Annotated in this window: 16 protein-coding genes; 4 read left to right on the top strand and 12 right to left on the bottom strand. The window is 69.2% G+C overall.

Annotated features, from left to right (window positions below; genetic code table 11):
• The first annotated feature begins 88 nt into the window (after positions 1–88).
• Genes ACQI5H_RS00155 through ACQI5H_RS00140 form a run of 4 tightly spaced genes read left to right on the top strand, consistent with a single transcriptional unit; the run spans position 89 to position 3,561 of the window.
• Entirely contained in the window at positions 89–766 is a 678-nt protein-coding gene (locus ACQI5H_RS00155) for a class I SAM-dependent methyltransferase (protein WP_427077428.1), read from the top strand.
• Positions 767–790: 24 nt separating this feature from the next.
• The gene (locus ACQI5H_RS00150) at positions 791–1,996 is read left to right on the top strand and encodes a serine hydrolase domain-containing protein (protein ID WP_427077427.1); all 1,206 of its coding nucleotides are present in this window, start codon (positions 791–793) and stop codon (positions 1,994–1,996) included.
• 4 nt (positions 1,997–2,000) lie between these two features.
• Positions 2,001–2,540, top strand: coding sequence for a GNAT family N-acetyltransferase (locus ACQI5H_RS00145; protein ID WP_427077426.1), 540 nt, complete (start codon positions 2,001–2,003; stop codon positions 2,538–2,540).
• A 52-nt stretch (positions 2,541–2,592) separates the two neighbouring features.
• Positions 2,593–3,561, top strand: coding sequence for a S1C family serine protease (locus ACQI5H_RS00140; protein ID WP_427077425.1), 969 nt, complete (start codon positions 2,593–2,595; stop codon positions 3,559–3,561).
• 3 nt (positions 3,562–3,564) lie between these two features.
• Here ACQI5H_RS00140 and ACQI5H_RS00135 read toward each other — a convergent pair whose 3' ends face one another.
• The 12 genes from ACQI5H_RS00135 to ACQI5H_RS00080 all read right to left on the bottom strand — a co-directional run bounded on the left by ACQI5H_RS00135 (position 3,565) and on the right by ACQI5H_RS00080 (position 16,328).
• Positions 3,565–6,243, bottom strand: a complete 2,679-nt coding sequence (locus tag ACQI5H_RS00135; protein WP_427077424.1) for a fumarate reductase/succinate dehydrogenase flavoprotein subunit — start codon at positions 6,241–6,243, stop codon at positions 3,565–3,567.
• On the bottom strand, positions 6,243–6,983 hold the full coding sequence (locus ACQI5H_RS00130) for an ABC transporter ATP-binding protein (RefSeq protein WP_427077423.1): 741 nt from the start codon (positions 6,981–6,983) through the stop codon (positions 6,243–6,245). The genes ACQI5H_RS00135 and ACQI5H_RS00130 overlap by 1 nt, the downstream gene beginning before the upstream one ends.
• Positions 6,980–7,846 (bottom strand): ABC transporter permease, encoded by an 867-nt coding sequence (locus ACQI5H_RS00125; RefSeq protein WP_427077422.1) that lies wholly within the window; start codon positions 7,844–7,846, stop codon positions 6,980–6,982. The genes ACQI5H_RS00130 and ACQI5H_RS00125 overlap by 4 nt, the downstream gene beginning before the upstream one ends.
• Positions 7,843–9,231: an ABC transporter substrate-binding protein gene (locus ACQI5H_RS00120; RefSeq protein WP_427077421.1), complete on the bottom strand. Its 1,389-nt coding sequence runs from the start codon at positions 9,229–9,231 to the stop codon at positions 7,843–7,845. The genes ACQI5H_RS00125 and ACQI5H_RS00120 overlap by 4 nt, the downstream gene beginning before the upstream one ends.
• Complete coding sequence (locus ACQI5H_RS00115; protein WP_076064768.1) at positions 9,231–9,458, bottom strand: 4Fe-4S dicluster domain-containing protein; 228 nt, start codon at positions 9,456–9,458, stop codon at positions 9,231–9,233. The genes ACQI5H_RS00120 and ACQI5H_RS00115 overlap by 1 nt, the downstream gene beginning before the upstream one ends.
• The gene (locus ACQI5H_RS00110) at positions 9,455–10,189 is read right to left on the bottom strand and encodes a GntR family transcriptional regulator (RefSeq protein WP_427077644.1); all 735 of its coding nucleotides are present in this window, start codon (positions 10,187–10,189) and stop codon (positions 9,455–9,457) included. The genes ACQI5H_RS00115 and ACQI5H_RS00110 overlap by 4 nt, the downstream gene beginning before the upstream one ends.
• A 135-nt stretch (positions 10,190–10,324) precedes the next feature.
• Positions 10,325–13,219: an aminotransferase class I/II-fold pyridoxal phosphate-dependent enzyme gene (locus ACQI5H_RS00105; RefSeq protein ID WP_427077420.1), complete on the bottom strand. Its 2,895-nt coding sequence runs from the start codon at positions 13,217–13,219 to the stop codon at positions 10,325–10,327.
• Positions 13,220–13,318: 99 nt separating this feature from the next.
• The gene (locus ACQI5H_RS00100; protein ID WP_427077419.1) at positions 13,319–13,708 is read right to left on the bottom strand and encodes an antitermination protein NusB; all 390 of its coding nucleotides are present in this window, start codon (positions 13,706–13,708) and stop codon (positions 13,319–13,321) included.
• A complete protein-coding gene (gene nusB / locus ACQI5H_RS00095) occupies positions 13,705–14,181 on the bottom strand; it encodes a transcription antitermination factor NusB (RefSeq protein ID WP_427077418.1) in 477 nt (158 codons plus the stop codon). The genes ACQI5H_RS00100 and nusB overlap by 4 nt, the downstream gene beginning before the upstream one ends.
• Positions 14,178–14,741: an elongation factor P gene (gene efp, locus ACQI5H_RS00090; RefSeq protein WP_076124957.1), complete on the bottom strand. Its 564-nt coding sequence runs from the start codon at positions 14,739–14,741 to the stop codon at positions 14,178–14,180. Before efp ends, nusB begins: the two co-directional genes overlap by 4 nt.
• 103 nt (positions 14,742–14,844) lie before the next feature.
• A complete protein-coding gene (locus ACQI5H_RS00085; RefSeq protein ID WP_427077417.1) occupies positions 14,845–15,213 on the bottom strand; it encodes a hypothetical protein in 369 nt (122 codons plus the stop codon).
• A complete protein-coding gene (locus ACQI5H_RS00080) occupies positions 15,210–16,328 on the bottom strand; it encodes a M24 family metallopeptidase (protein WP_427077416.1) in 1,119 nt (372 codons plus the stop codon). The genes ACQI5H_RS00085 and ACQI5H_RS00080 overlap by 4 nt, the downstream gene beginning before the upstream one ends.
• Positions 16,329–16,337: the final 9 nt, after the last annotated feature.

Here is a 16,337-nt window from a genome sequence, read left to right as displayed (position 1 = left end):
TCTTGACCTCCTTCTCCGCCTCTCTGGACGGATCGTTAAAGGATGTCGACTGCCCGGCAGCGTAGCATTCCGCGCTACCCTGGCGAAAATGACAGGCGCGACTTCCCCCTCAAACCCCTCGAATTCCTCTCGTTTTCCCGTTCTCGATTTCGATGCCCTGTATCGCGGCGAAAGCCCGGGCGAGGGCCTGCCCGCCGTGGCCACGCCGCCGTGGGACACCAAGGCGCCCAAGGAGACTGTCGTCGCGTGGCAGGAGGGCGGCTGGGTCCGCGGCGACGTCCTCGACGTCGGCTGCGGCCTCGGCGACAACGCCATCTACCTGGCCAAGAACGGACACGCCGTCACCGGGCTGGACATCTCTCCGACGGCGCTGATCACCGCCGAGCGGCGCGCGGCGGACGCGGGGGTCGGCGTGACGTTCGGTGTCGCCGATTCCACCAAGCTCGAGGGCTACACCGACGCGTTCGACACCATCGTCGACAGCGGGATGTTCCATTGCCTCGACGACGACGGCAAGCGCAGCTACGGCGCCGCGGCACACCGGGCCACCCGGCCGGGCGCCACCATGCTGCTCAGTTGTTTCTCCGACGCCCAGCCGCCCGACGAGGAGCGGCCGCGACCGGCGGTGTCCGAGCGGACGCTGCGCGACGTGCTCGGCGGCGCGGGCTGGGATATCGAATCGCTGGAACCCGCCACGGTGCGCCGGGAACTGGATGGCAACGACATCGAGATGGCGTTCTGGGTCGTGCGCGCGCAACGGCGCTGACCGGCCGCGGGCTACCCTGACCGGGTGCATCTCGACGGCAATGCGGCCTCAATCCGCGAGGTCTGCGACGCCGGCCTGCTCGCCGGCGCGGTGACCGTGGTGTGGCAGCGCGGAGAAGTGCTGCAGCTCAACGAGATCGGATACCGCGATGTCGACGCCGGCCTGCCGATGCAGCGCGACACCCTGTTTCGCATCGCGTCGATGACCAAGCCCGTCACGGTGGCTGCGGTGATGAGCCTGGTCGACGACGGCAAGCTGGCGCTGAAAGATCCGATCACGCGCTGGGCGCCGGAGTTCGCCGACATGCGGGTGCTCGACGACCCGCACGGTCCGCTGGACCGCACGCATCCGGCGCGCCGCGCCATCCTGATCGAAGACCTGCTCACCCATACCAGCGGCCTGGCCTACGGGTTCTCGGTGTCCGGGCCGATCGCCAAGGCCTACGTGCGGCTGCCGTTCAACCAGGGCCCGGACGCCTGGCTGACCGAGCTGGCCAAGCTGCCGCTGGTGCATCAACCCGGCGACCGGCTGACCTACAGCCACGCGATAGATCTGCTGGGCGTCATCGCCTCCCGCATCGAGGACAAGCCCTTCCACCAGGTGCTCGACGAGCGGGTGCTGGGTCCGGTGGGCATGCCCGACACCGGATTCTTCGTCTCGGCGGAAGCGCGCCGACGCGCCGCGACCATGTACCGGCTCACCGAGCAACACGTGCTGCAGCACGGCGTGATGGGGCCACCGCACATCACGCCGCCGTCGTTCTGCAATGCCGGCGGCGGGTTGTGGTCGACCGCCGACGACTACCTCCGCTTCGTGCGGATGCTGCTCGGCGACGGAACGGTCGACGGGGTGCGCGTCCTGTCCGAGGAATCGGTGCGCCTGATGCGGACCGACCGGCTCACCGTCGAACAGAAGCGACACAACTTCCTCGGCGCGCCATACTGGGTCGGCCGCGGATTCGGGCTGAACCTGTCGGTGGTGACCGATCCGGTGAAGTCCGCGCCGCTGTTCGGGCCGGGCGGGCTGGGGACGTTCAGCTGGCCCGGCGCGTACGGGACTTGGTGGCAGGCCGACCCGACGGCCGACCTGATCCTGCTGTACCTGATTCAGAACCTGCCCGATCTGAGCGTGGACGCGGCCACGGCCGTCGCGGGCAACACGTCGCTGGCGAAACTGCGTACGGCGCAACCGAAATTCGTCCGCCACACCTATCGCGCGCTCGGGCTCTGACACCATGGTCGACTATCCGCCTGACCGCATCGCCGGGCCGCGGCTGCTGCTGCGTCTGCCCGTGCTCGACGACGCCGGCGCGCTCTACCAACGGGTCGCGCGCGATCCGAAGGTCACCAAATACCTGAAATGGACACCGCATCAGGACGTCGCGGCGACGCGGCAAGTGATCGCCGAGAAGCTCAACGTCAGCGACGACGAGCGCACATGGGCCATCGCGTTGCGGCACAGCGACGAAGTCATCGGGCTGACCAGCTGCCGGCGTCCGGTGCCGCACTCGGTCGAGATCGGTTACTGCATCGGCCGGCGGTGGTGGGGCAAGGGATTCATGACCGAGGTGCTCGGCCTGCTGATGAACGCGCTGGAGGCCGATCGTGGCGTGTACCGCGTCTGGGCCACCTGCCACGTCGACAACGAGCGGTCGGCGCGGGTGCTACTACGAGCCGGTTTCGAGCTGGAGGGCCGGCTGACTCGTTACGCCGTGTACCCCACCATCGCCCCCGAACCGCTGGATGCCCTGCTCTACGCCAAGGCCTTGCGGTAGATGTTTCCCCGCACGAAAAACGGGCATTCGACACGTGTTGCAGGTGCTAACGATGACCACCGACGCTCATGCCCGGCCGCTGCGCACTGTGGGCCGCCACGAATGGCCCGCGGGCAGCCATGAACTGACTGGCGGCCGCCACGAAACTCCACGACCACAGCGGTCACGTGCCCTGCTCTGGCTGCGATCCCGGTTCGGCTTCATCGTCGGCGCCGCGGCGCTCGCGCTGTTCTCGGGCGCCGTCGGCGCCTTCAGCGTCGTCGAACTTCGCCCAGCCGCGCCGGTCGTCAGCGCCCCGACCGCGCCCACCCAGGCGCCGGGCGGCCCAGCGGCCGCAACCGTCGAGCAGGCCGCGGCCAAGGCGATTCCCAGCGTGGTCAAACTGGAGACGGCGATCGGCGATCAGACCGAAGAGGGCTCCGGGGTAGTCCTGAGCGCCGACGGCTTCATCCTCACCAACAATCACGTCGTGGCGGCGCCCGATCCGCGCCAAACCGGTGTTGCGGTGCAGACGGCCGCGACTTTCGCCGACGGCCGATCCGCGCCGTTCGCCATCGTCGGCGCCGATACCTCCACTGACATCGCCGTCGTTCGCGTTCAAGGCATTTCGGGCCTCCGCCCGATAACGATGGGATCGTCGGCCGGGCTGCATGTGGGTCAAAACGTGATCGCCATCGGCGCGCCGCTCGGCCTGGACGGCACGGTCACCACCGGGGTCATCAGCGCCCTGCACCGCCCGGTGTCGGGCATCGTCGGCCCCGGCAGCGGCAACGCCGTGCTTGACGCGATCCAAACGGACGCCACGATGAGTCCCGGCAGCTCCGGGGGCGCATTGGTCGACACGTCGGGCGCCTTGATAGGCCTCAACTCCGCGATCGCAACGATGAACGCCACCCATCCGGGCGGTCCGACGGGCTGGATCGGCGTGGGTTTCGCCATCCCCGTCGACGAGGCCAGAATCGTTGCCGACCAACTGATTGCGGCTGGCGCGGCGCCGAACACATCGCTCGGCCATCGCTGAGTTTCAGTCGGTCTGCAAGGCGCGGCGCGCGTAGGCCCGCACGTCGGCGTCGCCGTCCTTGAGCGCGATCCCGAGCGCGTCGCGGGCGGCGGGTTCACCGGCCCACCGGGTCAGGCTCAGCACCGCGGCCTTGCGCACATCGAGGTGCGCGTCGGCGAGCGCCTCGGACAAACGGGGAACGGCGAGTTCGGCCGAGGCTCCCTTGAGCGCCCGGGCCGCGCCTTCGCGCACCTGCCAGGCCGGTGCCCGCAACGCAGTTTCGACGGGGGCGAAATCGCCATCGCCGCAGCCCAATTCGCCCAGCGCGGCCAGTGCCGCCGCGCGCACCAGTGGATCCGGGTCGCCGACCAGCACAGTAACCGCCTCCCGGCCGCCGCGCAGCGTGGCCAGGCCGGCGGCCGCCGCGATGCGGACCTCCCGGCTCTCGTCGCCGGTGGCCGCGACGACCCCGGCCACGTCGTCGACAGACACCAACGCCCGCACCGCCTCGATGCGCACCCGGTGGTCGGGATCCTCGAGCACGCGGCGGTATTGGCCGGCGTCACCGGCGCGGCGCGCCGCGAGCAGATACACCGACGCCGCGCGCACCAGCATGTCGCCGGAAGAGAGGTAGGCGCGGGCGGCGGGCGGGTCGGGCAGCACCTCGACCAGCTCGCGGATGCCCTCGGCACTAGTGCGGCGCACGCTGGGATCGGCGTCGTCCAGCGCGGCGAACAGGGCCGGTGCGTATTCGTCGGGCATGTGCTCGGTGAGCGTGACCACCGCCGTTCGGCGCACCCCGGGGTCCGCGTCGGCCAGGTAGGGCTGCAGGTCGGCGATCGTCGGCTCCTCCAGCGCGAGGACCTCGGCGATGCGCGGCGACGGCGGTTCGAATGCCGTTGTGGGGGCGACGATCCGGGAGACGGCGCTGGCCGGGGCTTGACCACCCACCAGCGGCGGCTGCTCCACCTCGTAGGCTGTCTGATCCGCCGGCGGCAGGCCGTCCAGCTCGGGCACCGACACGAAATACGGGGCCACCGGGCGCTTGAGGAACACCATCGCGCCGTCGGTTCCCTTGCGCAGGTTGAGGTGATAACCCCATTGGCCGTCGTCACGGCCGGGCAGGTCGGCGCGGTCGTGGTAAAGGCCCCAGCGCGATTCGGTTCGGGTGAGCGAGGACCGCGCCGCCATCTCGGCGCAGTCGCGGATGAAGGACACCTCGACCGCGCGCATCAGCTCGTGGGGGTTGTGGGCGCCCATCTCGGCGATCTCGCCGCGCATCCGGTCGAACGTGCGCACCGCGATGGACAGCTTGGCAGCCGTCTTCGGGGGCGCGACATAGTCGTTGACGAAGCGGCGCAGCTTGTATTCCACCTGCGGCTGCGGCGGCCCGTCCGGATGCCGCAGCGGCCGGTAGATCAGCTCGTGGGCCTCGCGCAGCTGATCGTCCGGAAGGTGTTGCGGCGCACGGACTTCGCCGAGCGTCGACGCGGCGTGGGTGCCGGCGAGGTCGCCGAACACGAACGCCCCGATCATGTAGTTGTGCGGCACGCAGGCCAGGTCCCCCGCGGCGTACAGCCCTGGCACGGTGGTGCGCGCGTGTTCGTCGACCCAGACCCCGGACGCGGAATGACCGCTGCACAAACCGATTTCGGAGATGTGCATCTCCACGTCGTGGGTACGGTAGTCGTGGCCGCGGTTGGCGTGGAACGTGCCGCGGGTCGGCCGTTCGGTGGTGTGCAGGATGTTCTCCAGCGCGGTCAGCGTCTCGTCGGGCAGGTGCGACACCTTGAGGTAGATGGGCCCGCGCGCGGAGTCGATCTCGCTCTTGACTTCGGCCATCATCTGCCCCGACCAGTAGTCGGAGTCGACGAACCGCTCCCCCAGGGCGTTGACCTGGTAGCCACCGAACGGATTGGCCACGTAGGCGCACGCCGGGCCGTTGTAGTCCTTGATCAGCGGATTGACCTGGAAGCACTCGATTCCCGACAGCTCGGCGCCCGCGTGGTAGGCCATCGCGTAGCCGTCGCCGGCGTTGGTCGGGTTCTCGTAGGTGCCGTACAGGTAACCCGACGCGGGCAGACCGAGCCGGCCGCACGGCCCGGTCGCCAGGATGACCGCCTTGGCGCCGATCGCATAGAACTCACCGGTGCGCGTGTGCAACGCGGCCGCGCCGACGGCCCGGCCGCCCCGGACCAGCACCCGCACGGGCATCAGGCGGTTTTCGATGCGGATCCTCTCCCGCATCGACCGTTGCCGCAGCACGCGATACAGCGCCTTCTTGACGTCCTTGCCCTCGGGCATGGGCAGCACGTACGAGCCCGACCGGTGCACCCGGCGCACCGCGTACTCGCCGTGCTCGTCCTTCTCGAACTTCACCCCATAGCGCTCCAGGCGCTGCACCATCGCGAACCCGCGCGACGCCGTCTGATAAACGGTGCGCTGGTTGACGATTCCGTCGTTGGCGCGGGTGATCTCGGTGACGTAGTCTTCCGGTTCGGCCTTGCCCGGGATGACGGCGTTGTTGACCCCGTCCATGCCCATGGCCAGCGCGCCGGAGTGGCGCACGTGCGCCTTCTCCAGCAGCAGTACCCGCGCGCCGTGCTCGGCGGCGGACAGTGCCGCCATCGTGCCCGCGGTGCCGCCGCCGATCACCAGCACGTCGCAGTCGAGGCGGACCGGCGCCAGATCCGGAGCCTGCATCAGGCCGCCATCGAATGGTTCAGGGCGGCAATGATTTCCGCGCGCAACTCGTGCTCGGAGCGGCCGCTTCGCGGTTCGGGCACATCCACCGACGCGCGCCGCGGCTCGCCGGCCCGGCCCAGCACCACGATCCGGTCCCCCAGCGCCAGCGCCTCGTCCACGTCGTGCGTGACGAAGACGATCGTGGTCGGGTGGGTGCGCCAGGCGTCGATGAGCAATCGCTGCATGGCCGCGCGGGTTTGGGTGTCCAGCGCGCCGAACGGCTCGTCCATCAGCACCGCGCGCGGGGCACCGGCCAGACCGCGGGCCAGCTGCACACGCTGGCGCATGCCACCCGAGAGGCTCTTGGGCAGGTAGTCACCGAAGCCGCGGAGCCCGAGCTCGTCGATCCACCGCTCGGCCGCCGCGCGCCGGGTAGCGCGTGGTTCACCCCGAAGCCGCAGCGCCAGTTCGATGTTGGACCGCACGGTGCGCCACGGCAGCAGCGCGTTGTCCTGGAACACCATGCCGCGATCCCCCGACGTGGTCGTGACTTCGGCGCCGTCGGCCAGCACGCGCCCGTCGTCTGGTGACAGCAGGCCCGCCAGCGCGCGCAGCACCGTCGACTTGCCGCAGCCCGACGGCCCGGTGAGCACCAGGATCTCCCCCGGCCGCACCGCCAGGCTCAACCCGTCGATGACCGGGGTTCCCGTGTAGGACAACCGAACCCGGTCCAGCTCGAGGCTCATCCCCACTGTCATCGCAGGCCCTCCTGTGCGCGCGGCAGCCAGCGGGTCACCCGGCGGCCCACCAGTTCGACGGCCGCGGCCGTCGCGAAGCCCAGGATCCCGATGGTGATGATGCCGACGAACACCTGGGGGTAGGCCAGCACGGTGTACTCCTGCCAGGTGCGGTAGCCCACCCCGAGGCGCCCGGAGATCATCTCCGCGGAGATCACGCAGATCCACGCCACGCCCATGCCGACCGACAGCCCGCCGAAGACCCCCGGCAGGATGCCCGGCAGCACAACTTGCCTCAGCACCTCCCACCGGCCGCCGCCCAGGGTCCGCACCGAGTCCTCCCACAGCGTGGGCAGCGCGCGCACCGCGTGCCGGGTGCTGACCATGATCGGAAAGTAGGCCGCGAGGAATGTGATGAACACGATTCCGGCCTCGTCGGTGGGAAACAGCAGGATCGCGACCGGCACCATCGCGATGGCGGGAATGGGTCTGGCCAGCTCCGCCAGCGGGCCGAACAGATCGGCGAACAACCGCGAGCGGCCCAGCAACACACCCGTCGCGACGCCGACCACCGCCGCCAGGCCGAAGCCGGTGAGGATGCGGATCAACGACTGTGCCAGGTCGAGCCAGTACTCGTAGGCGCCAAGCCGGCGGTGCAGCGCGGTCACGATCTGGGTGACCGTCGGCAACGTGTCGAAGCGCAGCAGTAGCCGCACCTTGCCGGCGGTGAGCACCTGCCACAACCCGACGGCGGCGACCACCGACGCCACCCGCAGCAGCCGCGACCGCCACGGCGAGGCGATCCGCCGCGGCCGCGCGAATGTCGGTAACGGGCCCGTCCCGACAACCGGTTGGATCAACTCCGGGCTTGCTTCTAAGGTCATACCGAACCTCCCAGTGCCTCTTGGTAATTCACGGTCACGCTGCCCGGGTGCGCGGCGAGGTAGCGACGCGCCCCGGCCGCGGTGCCGAAGGGCAAAAATTTCTGGCCGTCGCGCACCCAGGCCGCCTTGTCGGCGAACCAGCGGGTGCCCAGTTCGGCGTCGGGAACGTAGGCGGCCCGGATCTTGGCGCCGCGCGCGGTCACGTCGCGCACCGCGCGCAGCAGGTCGGTCGGGTCGGCGAACGTCTGCGTCGCATCGGATCCGTCCAGCCACAATTCGCTCGCCCGGGCGGGATCGCCGCGCAGCGCCGAGGGATTGGCGGTCGTCGCCCGTGCCGCGTCATAGTTCAGGCCGCGGGCCGCGAACACCGCGCGCAGCGGCTCGTCCTGGACGAATCCCGAGATGTCGAGGTCGGCGAAGTCGCCGATCGACTTCAGGTAGGGCACATCGCTTTTCAGCGCGGCCGCCAGCGACGGCTTCAGGGTGGTGTCGAACGACGTGCCGCCAGGGCCGTTGTAGAGATAGACCACTTCCTGCGCGAGCCCGGCCGCTTGGGACACAATGCGGGCAGCCTCGAGCGGCTTTTGGTTCAGGAAATCGGTGGCGTCCAGTTGCGCCTGCAGGAAGGCCGCGAGCACCTCCGGATGAGCCGACGCGTAGGAGCGCCGCACCACCACGCCGTGCAGGGTGGGCAGGTTCAGCTCGGCCCCGTCGTAGAGCAGCTTGGCCTTGCCCTGGTAGACCAGCAGCCCGGGCCAGGCGACGAACTGCGAAAGCGCCTGCACCTGACCGGATTCCAGTGCGGACGCGCCGATCTGCGGCTGCTGGTTGAGCACCTCGACACCGCGGATCCCTGCCCTGTCCAGCGCACGCACCAGGGTGCCGTGCCCTGCCGAGCCGACGCTGGCCGAGACCTTCGCACCGACCAGGTCGGCCAGCCCGGTGGCCGGCGAATTGGGCGCCACCACCACCATGTTCAGCGCGCCCTTGGGGTTGTAGCCGGTGACGGACACCATCTCGGTGCGGGCCAGCGGATTGGCCTGCGTCTTGGAGCCGTTGATCAGCATCGGGTAGTCACCCATCGAGCCGATGTCGATCTTCTCGGCGAGCATCTGCGCGGTGATCGGGGCGCCGGTGTCGTAGTCCTGCCACCGCACCGCGTATTTGGTGCCGGTGCGGGTGGTGATGTCGGCGAGCCGGCGCTCCAGGTAGCCCTGGGCGCGCAGCAGCGTGCCCGCGGTCACGGTGTTGATGGTCTTGGACTGATAGCCCACCACGACGTTGACGACGCCGGAGGACTCCGACAGTGATTCCAGCGAGCAGCCGGAGACGACGGCGACGATAACGGCTGCCATCGAGATCAGCCGTGTGGCTTGGCGTTTCATCAGCGGAGCAGATATGGCATGTTGACCGTGACCGCGCCGGTGGGGCAGCGGGCCGCGCACGGGCCGCAGTACCAGCACTCGTCGACGTGCATGAAGGCCTTCCCGGTGTCGGGGTTGATGGCCAGCGCGTCCAACGGGCAGACCTCCACGCACAGGGTGCAGCCGTCGATGCACAGCGATTCGTCGATCGTGACGGGCACGTCGGCGCGGTGGTTGACCAGGGTCATGGCTTGCTCCTTATCAGGTTGCCGCGCATGGTGATTCGGTCGCCCCGCATCCGGATGTACTCCAGGTCGACGGGCCTGCCGTCGTCGAGGCTGGTGAGTCGCTCCAGCATGAGCAGCGCGGCCCCGTCGGGCACCTGCAACGCGGCTGCCGAGTGCGCGTCGGCGGGGATGGCTTCCAGCGCCAGCGACGCCGAGCCCAGCCGCTGCCCGCTCACCTGCTCGATGAGGCCGAACAGGTCGTTGGTTTCCAGGTGATAGCCCAGGATCCGGCTCCCGATGTCCGGGGCGAGGTAGGTCAGGTCGAGGCTCACCGGCAGGTCGCCGAGGTAGCGCAGCCGCTCGACGAACACCGCCTCGTCGCCGGGTTGCAGCCGCAGCCGGCGGGCCACCGACGGCGGCGCGGTCACCGGCATCGCGGCCCGCACCTCGTTGCGAACCTCGCCGAGGTCCTTGAAGGTTTCCTTCAGCCCCAACAGGGCGTCGAGCCGATGGTCGTATTTGCGCTGGGCCACATGGGTGCCGACTTTGGGTCCGCGGTCGATCAGCCCTTCGTTCTTCAGGATGCCCAGCGCCTCGCGAATCGTGTTGCGCGAGACCAGGAATTCGGCCGCCAACTCGTTTTCGGCGGGCAGCCCGTCGGCGTAGGCGCCGGCGTGAATCTGCTGACGCAACACGTCGGCGGCCCGGCGGGCGCGGTTGGCCCGGGAGCCCTCGAGACGCGAGATCGGTATGGCGTCGGCCACGCCGTCACGCTAACGCGGCTCGCGGGCACATCCGGGGTCGCCGAGTAGGGCGCAGGAGGGTAGATCAGTTTATTGCGCCGGTCGGCGTTCGGCCGCGACCAGGAAAAACCCTGGCGCGATCGGCTATTGCGCCACCTCGGACGAGACACCGCCTTTGCGATCCCCGTGAGTAGAACCCCCGTTGGGTGAGGTGGTGGCGCCGTTGATGGCCTTGGCATCCGACGGCAGCTCGAAGACCGGGAACGCCGAACCCACCGCCGCCATCGCCGCGTTGCGTTGCGCCTCCATGCGGGCCAGCGCCTCCGGGGTGAACACCGACAACCCGAGTTCGGGGTTGTACCCATGGATCTCCTTCACGTCGAGCTGGGCCAGGAAGTAGACGATCTCCTTGGAGACCACCTGCCCGGGGACCAGCACCGGGAAACCGGGCGGGTAGGGCACCACGAACGTGGTGGACACCAGGGTCTTGCCCTCGGCCAGACGTCGCCCCGCCGTGCCGATCAACACGTACTCGCGGTCGGACTCCTCGTATCCCGCGTAGAACGCCGACCGCGTGTCACCGAACGCGCAGGCGTCGACCGGACGGAAGGCGATGTCGAACTCGCTGAAGTCCGGCAGGTGCGGCAGGTCTTGGGTGATCTCCTCGACGTGGCGGTCGTGCAGCGACCAGTCGGCGGCGCTGGCGGCGTTCTGGATGTGGTCGAAATCGGTGGCGATCCGGCGCAGCACGTCGAGCAGATAATGCACGCTGGACCACGTGACGCCGATCGTGAAGATCAGCAGCACGCTGTTGATCGACGTCTTGTTGATCTGGATGCCGAACCGCTCCATCAAGACCTTCTCGCGGAAGTCGTATCCGTTCATCCCGGTCTGGCCGACGAATAGCGTGACCCGCGTCGGATCCAGCACGAACTCGTCGGAGCGCCACGCCTCGTTCCACTCGGCCTGGGCGCCCTGCCTGACCTGGCGGTACGAGCTGACGTGAGAAGCGCGGAATTCGTCGGGCACCAGGTCGGACTCGTCCAGGATGCGGAACCACTTGCTGATCAACCGGTCCTTGCGGACGCGGTGCCGGAACGTCAGCGCCATGTTGTACACCAGCCGGACCAGTTGGAATCCCTCGATGTCCACCTGCCGGCGCGCCAGGTCCAGCGACGCGAGGAGTTGCTGGTTGGGCGAGGTCGACGTGTGCGTCAGGAACGCCTCCCCGAACGCGTCGCGGGCGCGCGCGTTGAAATCCTGGTCGCGCACATGGATCATCGACGCCTGCCGAAGCGCCGACAAAGATTTGTGCGTGGAGTGCGTCGCGTATACCCGCACCCGCGCGGTCGCCGGGTCGGGCAGCAGCCGGCAGTGCACCCACTCCGACCGGTCTTCGCCTGGCTTTAAGCCCTGCATGGACGCGGCCCAATTGCGGTATTCCGCAACGTATTCCGGCGACGACAACATCTGGTACAGGCGATCGGCGGACACCATCGCGGTGCGCTGCCGGGCCCACGGCACGGCGGTGGCGAACGCGTACCACGCCTCGTCCCAGAGGAAGCAGATGTCCGGCTTGATCGCCAGCACCTCCTCCATGACCCGGCGCGGGTTGTAGACGACGCCGTCGAAGGTGCAGTTGGTGAGCAACAGCATGCGCACCCGATGCAGCTGCCCGGCCGCATCCAGGTCCAGCAGCGTCTTCTTGATCGTCTCCAGCGACACCGCCCCGTAAATGGCGAACTGCGGCAACGGATATGCGTCGAGGTACAGCGGATACGCGCCGGCCAGCACGAGGCCGTAGTGGTGCGACTTGTGGCAGTTGCGGTCGATAAGGACGATGTCGCCCGGCCGGGTCAGCGACTGCACGACGATCTTGTTGGCGGTCGAGGTTCCGTTGGTGACGAAGTAGGTGTGGTCGGCGTTCCACGTTTTCGCGGCCTTGTCCATTGCCTTCTTGATGTTGCCGTGCGGGTCCAGCAGCGAGTCCAGGCCACCCGAGGTGGTCGACGTCTCGGCCATGAAGATGTTGCGGCCGTAGAACTCTCCCATATCCTGCAGCGACTTGGAATTGAAGATGCTGGCGCCCCGTGCGACGGGAAGGGCGTGGAACTGGCCGACCGGTGCCGCCGCATAGGCGCGCAGCGCGTCGAAAAACGGTGTGGCGAACCGGTTCCGCAGGCCGGCGAGCACGGTGCTGTGCAGGTCGGTGACGTCGTTGAGCCGGTAGAACGTCCGGTCGTAGACGTCCGGTTCGTCGATGTTGCCCGCCGCGATCGACTCGTCGGTGAGCAGATAAAGGTCGATGTGGGGCCGCAGTTCGCGGATCCACTCGCCGCATTCAACCCAGTCGTCCGGGCAATCGGGCACGACGCCACCGGCCGCCGAATCGTTCGGCCCGAGCAGCGTGTTCATCAACGGCACTCGGTCGCGCGACCGCAGCGGCAGGTCGTGGCGGATGATCGCCGCCTGGATCTCGCCGTTGAGCGCGACGGCGGTGATGGCGTCCTCGACGCTGGGCACCACCAGCAGCTCGAACTGGACGTCGTCGGACGCGGAGCGCAGCGCCCGCAGGCATTCCGCCAGGCTGTCGGGCGCGGTCATCGGGGCGTCGTCGGCCAGCAGCACCGTGTAGAACTGCTGCTGCTTGGCCCGGGCCACCAGCTCCTGGTCGGCCAGCGGCGCGGACGTGTCGAAAAGCCCTGCGCGGTCGCCGTATTCGCACAGCAGCCGCGCGGCCAGCGATACCTCCTCCGACAGCCGCACCGTGGATTTGCTCTCCAGGTGCGCGCGGAAGGTCGCGAGGTTCTCCGCGCCCGGATACAGCCAGTACCGCTCGTAGGCGCCGATGCGGTCCATCAACCGCTTCACCCGCGCCATGTCGTGGGCGATGTCCAGCCCGGCGAGGTCCACTTCGGCGAGGTGACGGCAGGCGTCGTCGAGCAGGTTCCACGTGTCGACGCGGGTGTACGACGGGTTGGCGACGGCCGCCAGCGCGGAGACGCGAAGTCGCCGCGGATGGGCACTGTCTCGGGTCATGTCGTCACCTTCCGCGGGATCCAGCAAGTGATCCAGCAAGTATTGTCACCCGCCTGCGGTGCGCACGGAATCTTTTCGCCCAGGATTCGGGGGCGGCGGTCAGCTGTCCGGCTCGTCGTCACCCTCTATTACCCGCCGGTTGGCGCGGGTGTTGTCCACCCACCGCAGCACCGGCAGCTCCCAGCGGCGGCCGGGGAGGTCGGTGACGTCGGTGAGCGAGCGCACCACGGCCTGCGTCAGGCCCATGAGGGCGGCCATCACAGGCAACAGCGGCTGCAGCGGCTTGGCCGCCGAGCGGACCGTGCTGATGCGGCGGGCCACGATCAGGCGTTCGATCGAGTGATAGAGCCAGGCCCCGACGCCCAGCGCGTAGATCGAGAGCACCGACGCGACGATGGTCCAGCCGTAGGCGGCGCACACCACCGCGCCAAGCACCACCGTCGCGGCCAGGCAGGCGGCGACGAGGACGCGCAGCTCCAGCCGGGTCACGACTCGGGACCACCAAGGGCCTGGGCGGCCGCCCGGATCTGCGGCGTCACCAGCATGACCTGGCCCAGCACGCCGTTGATGAAGCCCGGCGAGTCGTCGGTGGAGAGCTCCTTGGCCAGCTGCACGGCCTCGTCGACGGCGACCGGCTCCGGCACGTCGTCGGCATGTAGCAGCTCCCACACCGAGACCCGCAGGATGGCGCGATCCACCGCGGGCAGCCGGTCCAGCGTCCAGCCCTGCAGATGCGAGCTGATCAGGTCGTCGATGTGCGCAATCTGGTCGCCGACGCCGCGTGCCACGGTCTGGGTGTAGGCCGGCAGCGGGGCCACGTCCGGTTTCGCCTCGGCCAGCGCGGTGCGGACGTCGACGACCTCCGCCGGGCTCAGGCCGCGGGCTTCGGCCTCGAACAACAGGTCGACGGCGCGTTTGCGGGCCTGATGGCGTCCTTTCACGGGCCGGGAGGGCCTGCTCACGCGTTGACGCGTCCCAGGTAGCTGCCGTCGCGCGAGTCGACCTTCAGCTTGTCTCCGGTGTTGATGAACAGCGGCACCTGGATCTGCGCGCCGGTTTCCAGGGTGGCCGGCTTGGTTCCGGCGCTGGAGCGGTCGCCCTGCAGGCCGGGCTCGGTATGGGTGACCTCGAGTTCGACCGACACCGGCAGCTCGATGTAGAGCGGCGACCCGTCGTGGAACGCCACCTGCACCGGCAGGCCCTCCAGCAGGAACCGCGCATCGTCGCCGACCAGGGAATCGGGCAGGTGATGCTGCTCGTAGTCCTGGCTGTCCATGAACACGAAGTCCGAGCCGTCGCGGTAGAGATAGGTGGTGTCGCGCCGGTCGACGGTGGCGGTCTCCACCTTCACCCCGGCGTTGTAGGTCTTGTCGACGACCTTGCCCGAGAGGACGTTCTTCAGCTTGGTGCGCACGAACGCCGGGCCCTTGCCGGGTTTGACGTGCTGGAACTCGGTGATGGTCCACAGCTGTCCGTCGATTACCAGGACAAGTCCGTTCTTGAAGTCGGCAGTGCTCGCCACGGTCGGTGAATCTCCTCATGAAAGGCCGGGTTGCTGTGGAACATCCTACGGCCGCGGAAATTTCGACCGCGCGGGCCGGCGTTGAGCTGCGTTGTCGAACGCCCTAGATCGACGTCCAGACGCCGTTGTTGAAGAAGCCCCATTGACCGACGGTGGGGTTCCACATCAGGTGAGCCTGCGGCGCCCACGCCGGTGGCGGTGGTGGCGGCGGCGCCCACGGCGGCGGGGGTCCCCAGGGTCCCCAGCCCGCCGGGGCCGGGCCTTGCCAGTCGTGGCACTGATTCCAGTCCCAGTGGTAGTTGGTGCCCCAGGCCGGGTCCCATTGCTGACCCGGGCACCAGTGGTTGGTGGGCGCCGGCGCGGGCGCCGCCTCCGCGATGCCGGCCAGGCCGAGGGCGGACACGGCCAGCCCCGCGGCCAGCGCGCCGGTGGATAGCCGAACCCACGGTCTCGCTTGCTTCACCGTCGTCATGTGAGCACCGCCAATTCCTTGGGGAAGCGGGTCAGCAGTTCCGGGGTGTGGTCGGCACCCTCCGACGGTCCATCGGCCACCACCAACGTGTCCTCGATGCGGACACCGCCGCGGCCGGGCAGGTAGACGCCCGGCTCCACGGTCACGACGGAGCCCGCCCGCAGCGTGCCGGCGGAGGTGGCCCCGATTCCCGGCGCCTCGTGGATCTGCAGGCCCACGCCATGCCCCAGGCCATGGCCGAAGTTCTCGCCGTAGCCGGCATCGGCGATCAGCTGGCGCGCCGCGGCGTCCACCTCGCGCAGGCCGGCGCCCGGCCGCAACGCCTCCCGGCCGGCCCGCTGCGCCTCGGCGACCAGCCGATAGATCTCCACCTGCCAGTCGGCGGCCTTGCCCAGTACGAAGGTGCGGGTCATGTCGGAGTGATAGCCGGCGACCAGCGCGCCGAAGTCGATCTTGACGAAATCGCCGTCGGCCAGCACGGCGTCGGTCGGGCGGTGGTGCGGAATCGCGGAGTTCGGCCCCGCGGCCACGATCGTCTCGAACGAGATCGCGTCGGCGCCGTGGTCGAGCATCAGGCCCTCCAGCTCGCGGCTCACCTCGCGCTCCGTTCGCCCGGGCCGCAGGCCACCACGCGCCACCAGATCCTCGAGCGCGGCATCGGCCGCCTCGCAGGCCAGCCGCAGCAGCGCCAGCTCGCCGTCGTCCTTGACCTCGCGCAGCGCCTCGACCGTGCCGGCGGCCCGCACCAGCTCGGTTTCCCCGCCGCGGGTGTCCAGCTCACCGGTGAGCGCGTCGAACCCGTCGACGGTGACCACGTTGCTTTCGAAGCCCAGCCTGCGCACGCCGCCGTCGGCGGCCTGACCGACCAGGTGGCGTCCGAGCGCCCGCTCGATCGCGATGTCGAGGTCGGGTGCTTGCTCGGCAGCCTGGGTGCGATAGCGGCCGTCGGTGGCCAAAATGGGCACCCGGTCGTCGGCGAAGACCAGCAACGCGCCGTTCGAACCGGAGAACCCCGACAGGTAGCGCACGTTGATCAGGTCTGTGACCAGCATCGCGTCCAGCCCACCGGCCCGGATTTGCGCTTTCAGATTTCCTCGACGCTGGGAATGTGTCACAGGTCTTGA

Source organism: Mycobacterium heidelbergense, from assembly GCF_050205645.1.
Classification (GTDB): Bacteria; Actinomycetota; Actinomycetes; order Mycobacteriales; family Mycobacteriaceae; genus Mycobacterium; species Mycobacterium heidelbergense_A.
This window is presented reverse-complemented; position numbering and strand designations above follow the sequence as displayed.

Coding starts and splice junctions, on each gene's coding strand:
- ACQI5H_RS00155 (WP_427077428.1), top strand. CDS start 89: ATGACAGGCGCGACTTCCCCCTCAAACCCCTCGAATTCCTCTCGTTTT.
- ACQI5H_RS00130 (WP_427077423.1), bottom strand. CDS start 6,983: ATGACAGTGGGGATGAGCCTCGAGCTGGACCGGGTTCGGTTGTCCTAC.
- ACQI5H_RS00125 (WP_427077422.1), bottom strand. CDS start 7,846: ATGACCTTAGAAGCAAGCCCGGAGTTGATCCAACCGGTTGTCGGGACG.
- ACQI5H_RS00105 (WP_427077420.1), bottom strand. CDS start 13,219: ATGACCCGAGACAGTGCCCATCCGCGGCGACTTCGCGTCTCCGCGCTG.
- ACQI5H_RS00145 (WP_427077426.1), top strand. CDS start 2,001: ATGGTCGACTATCCGCCTGACCGCATCGCCGGGCCGCGGCTGCTGCTG.
- ACQI5H_RS00115 (WP_076064768.1), bottom strand. CDS start 9,458: ATGACCCTGGTCAACCACCGCGCCGACGTGCCCGTCACGATCGACGAA.
- ACQI5H_RS00135 (WP_427077424.1), bottom strand. CDS start 6,243: ATGCAGGCTCCGGATCTGGCGCCGGTCCGCCTCGACTGCGACGTGCTG.
- ACQI5H_RS00140 (WP_427077425.1), top strand. CDS start 2,593: ATGACCACCGACGCTCATGCCCGGCCGCTGCGCACTGTGGGCCGCCAC.
- ACQI5H_RS00120 (WP_427077421.1), bottom strand. CDS start 9,231: ATGAAACGCCAAGCCACACGGCTGATCTCGATGGCAGCCGTTATCGTC.
- ACQI5H_RS00085 (WP_427077417.1), bottom strand. CDS start 15,213: ATGACGACGGTGAAGCAAGCGAGACCGTGGGTTCGGCTATCCACCGGC.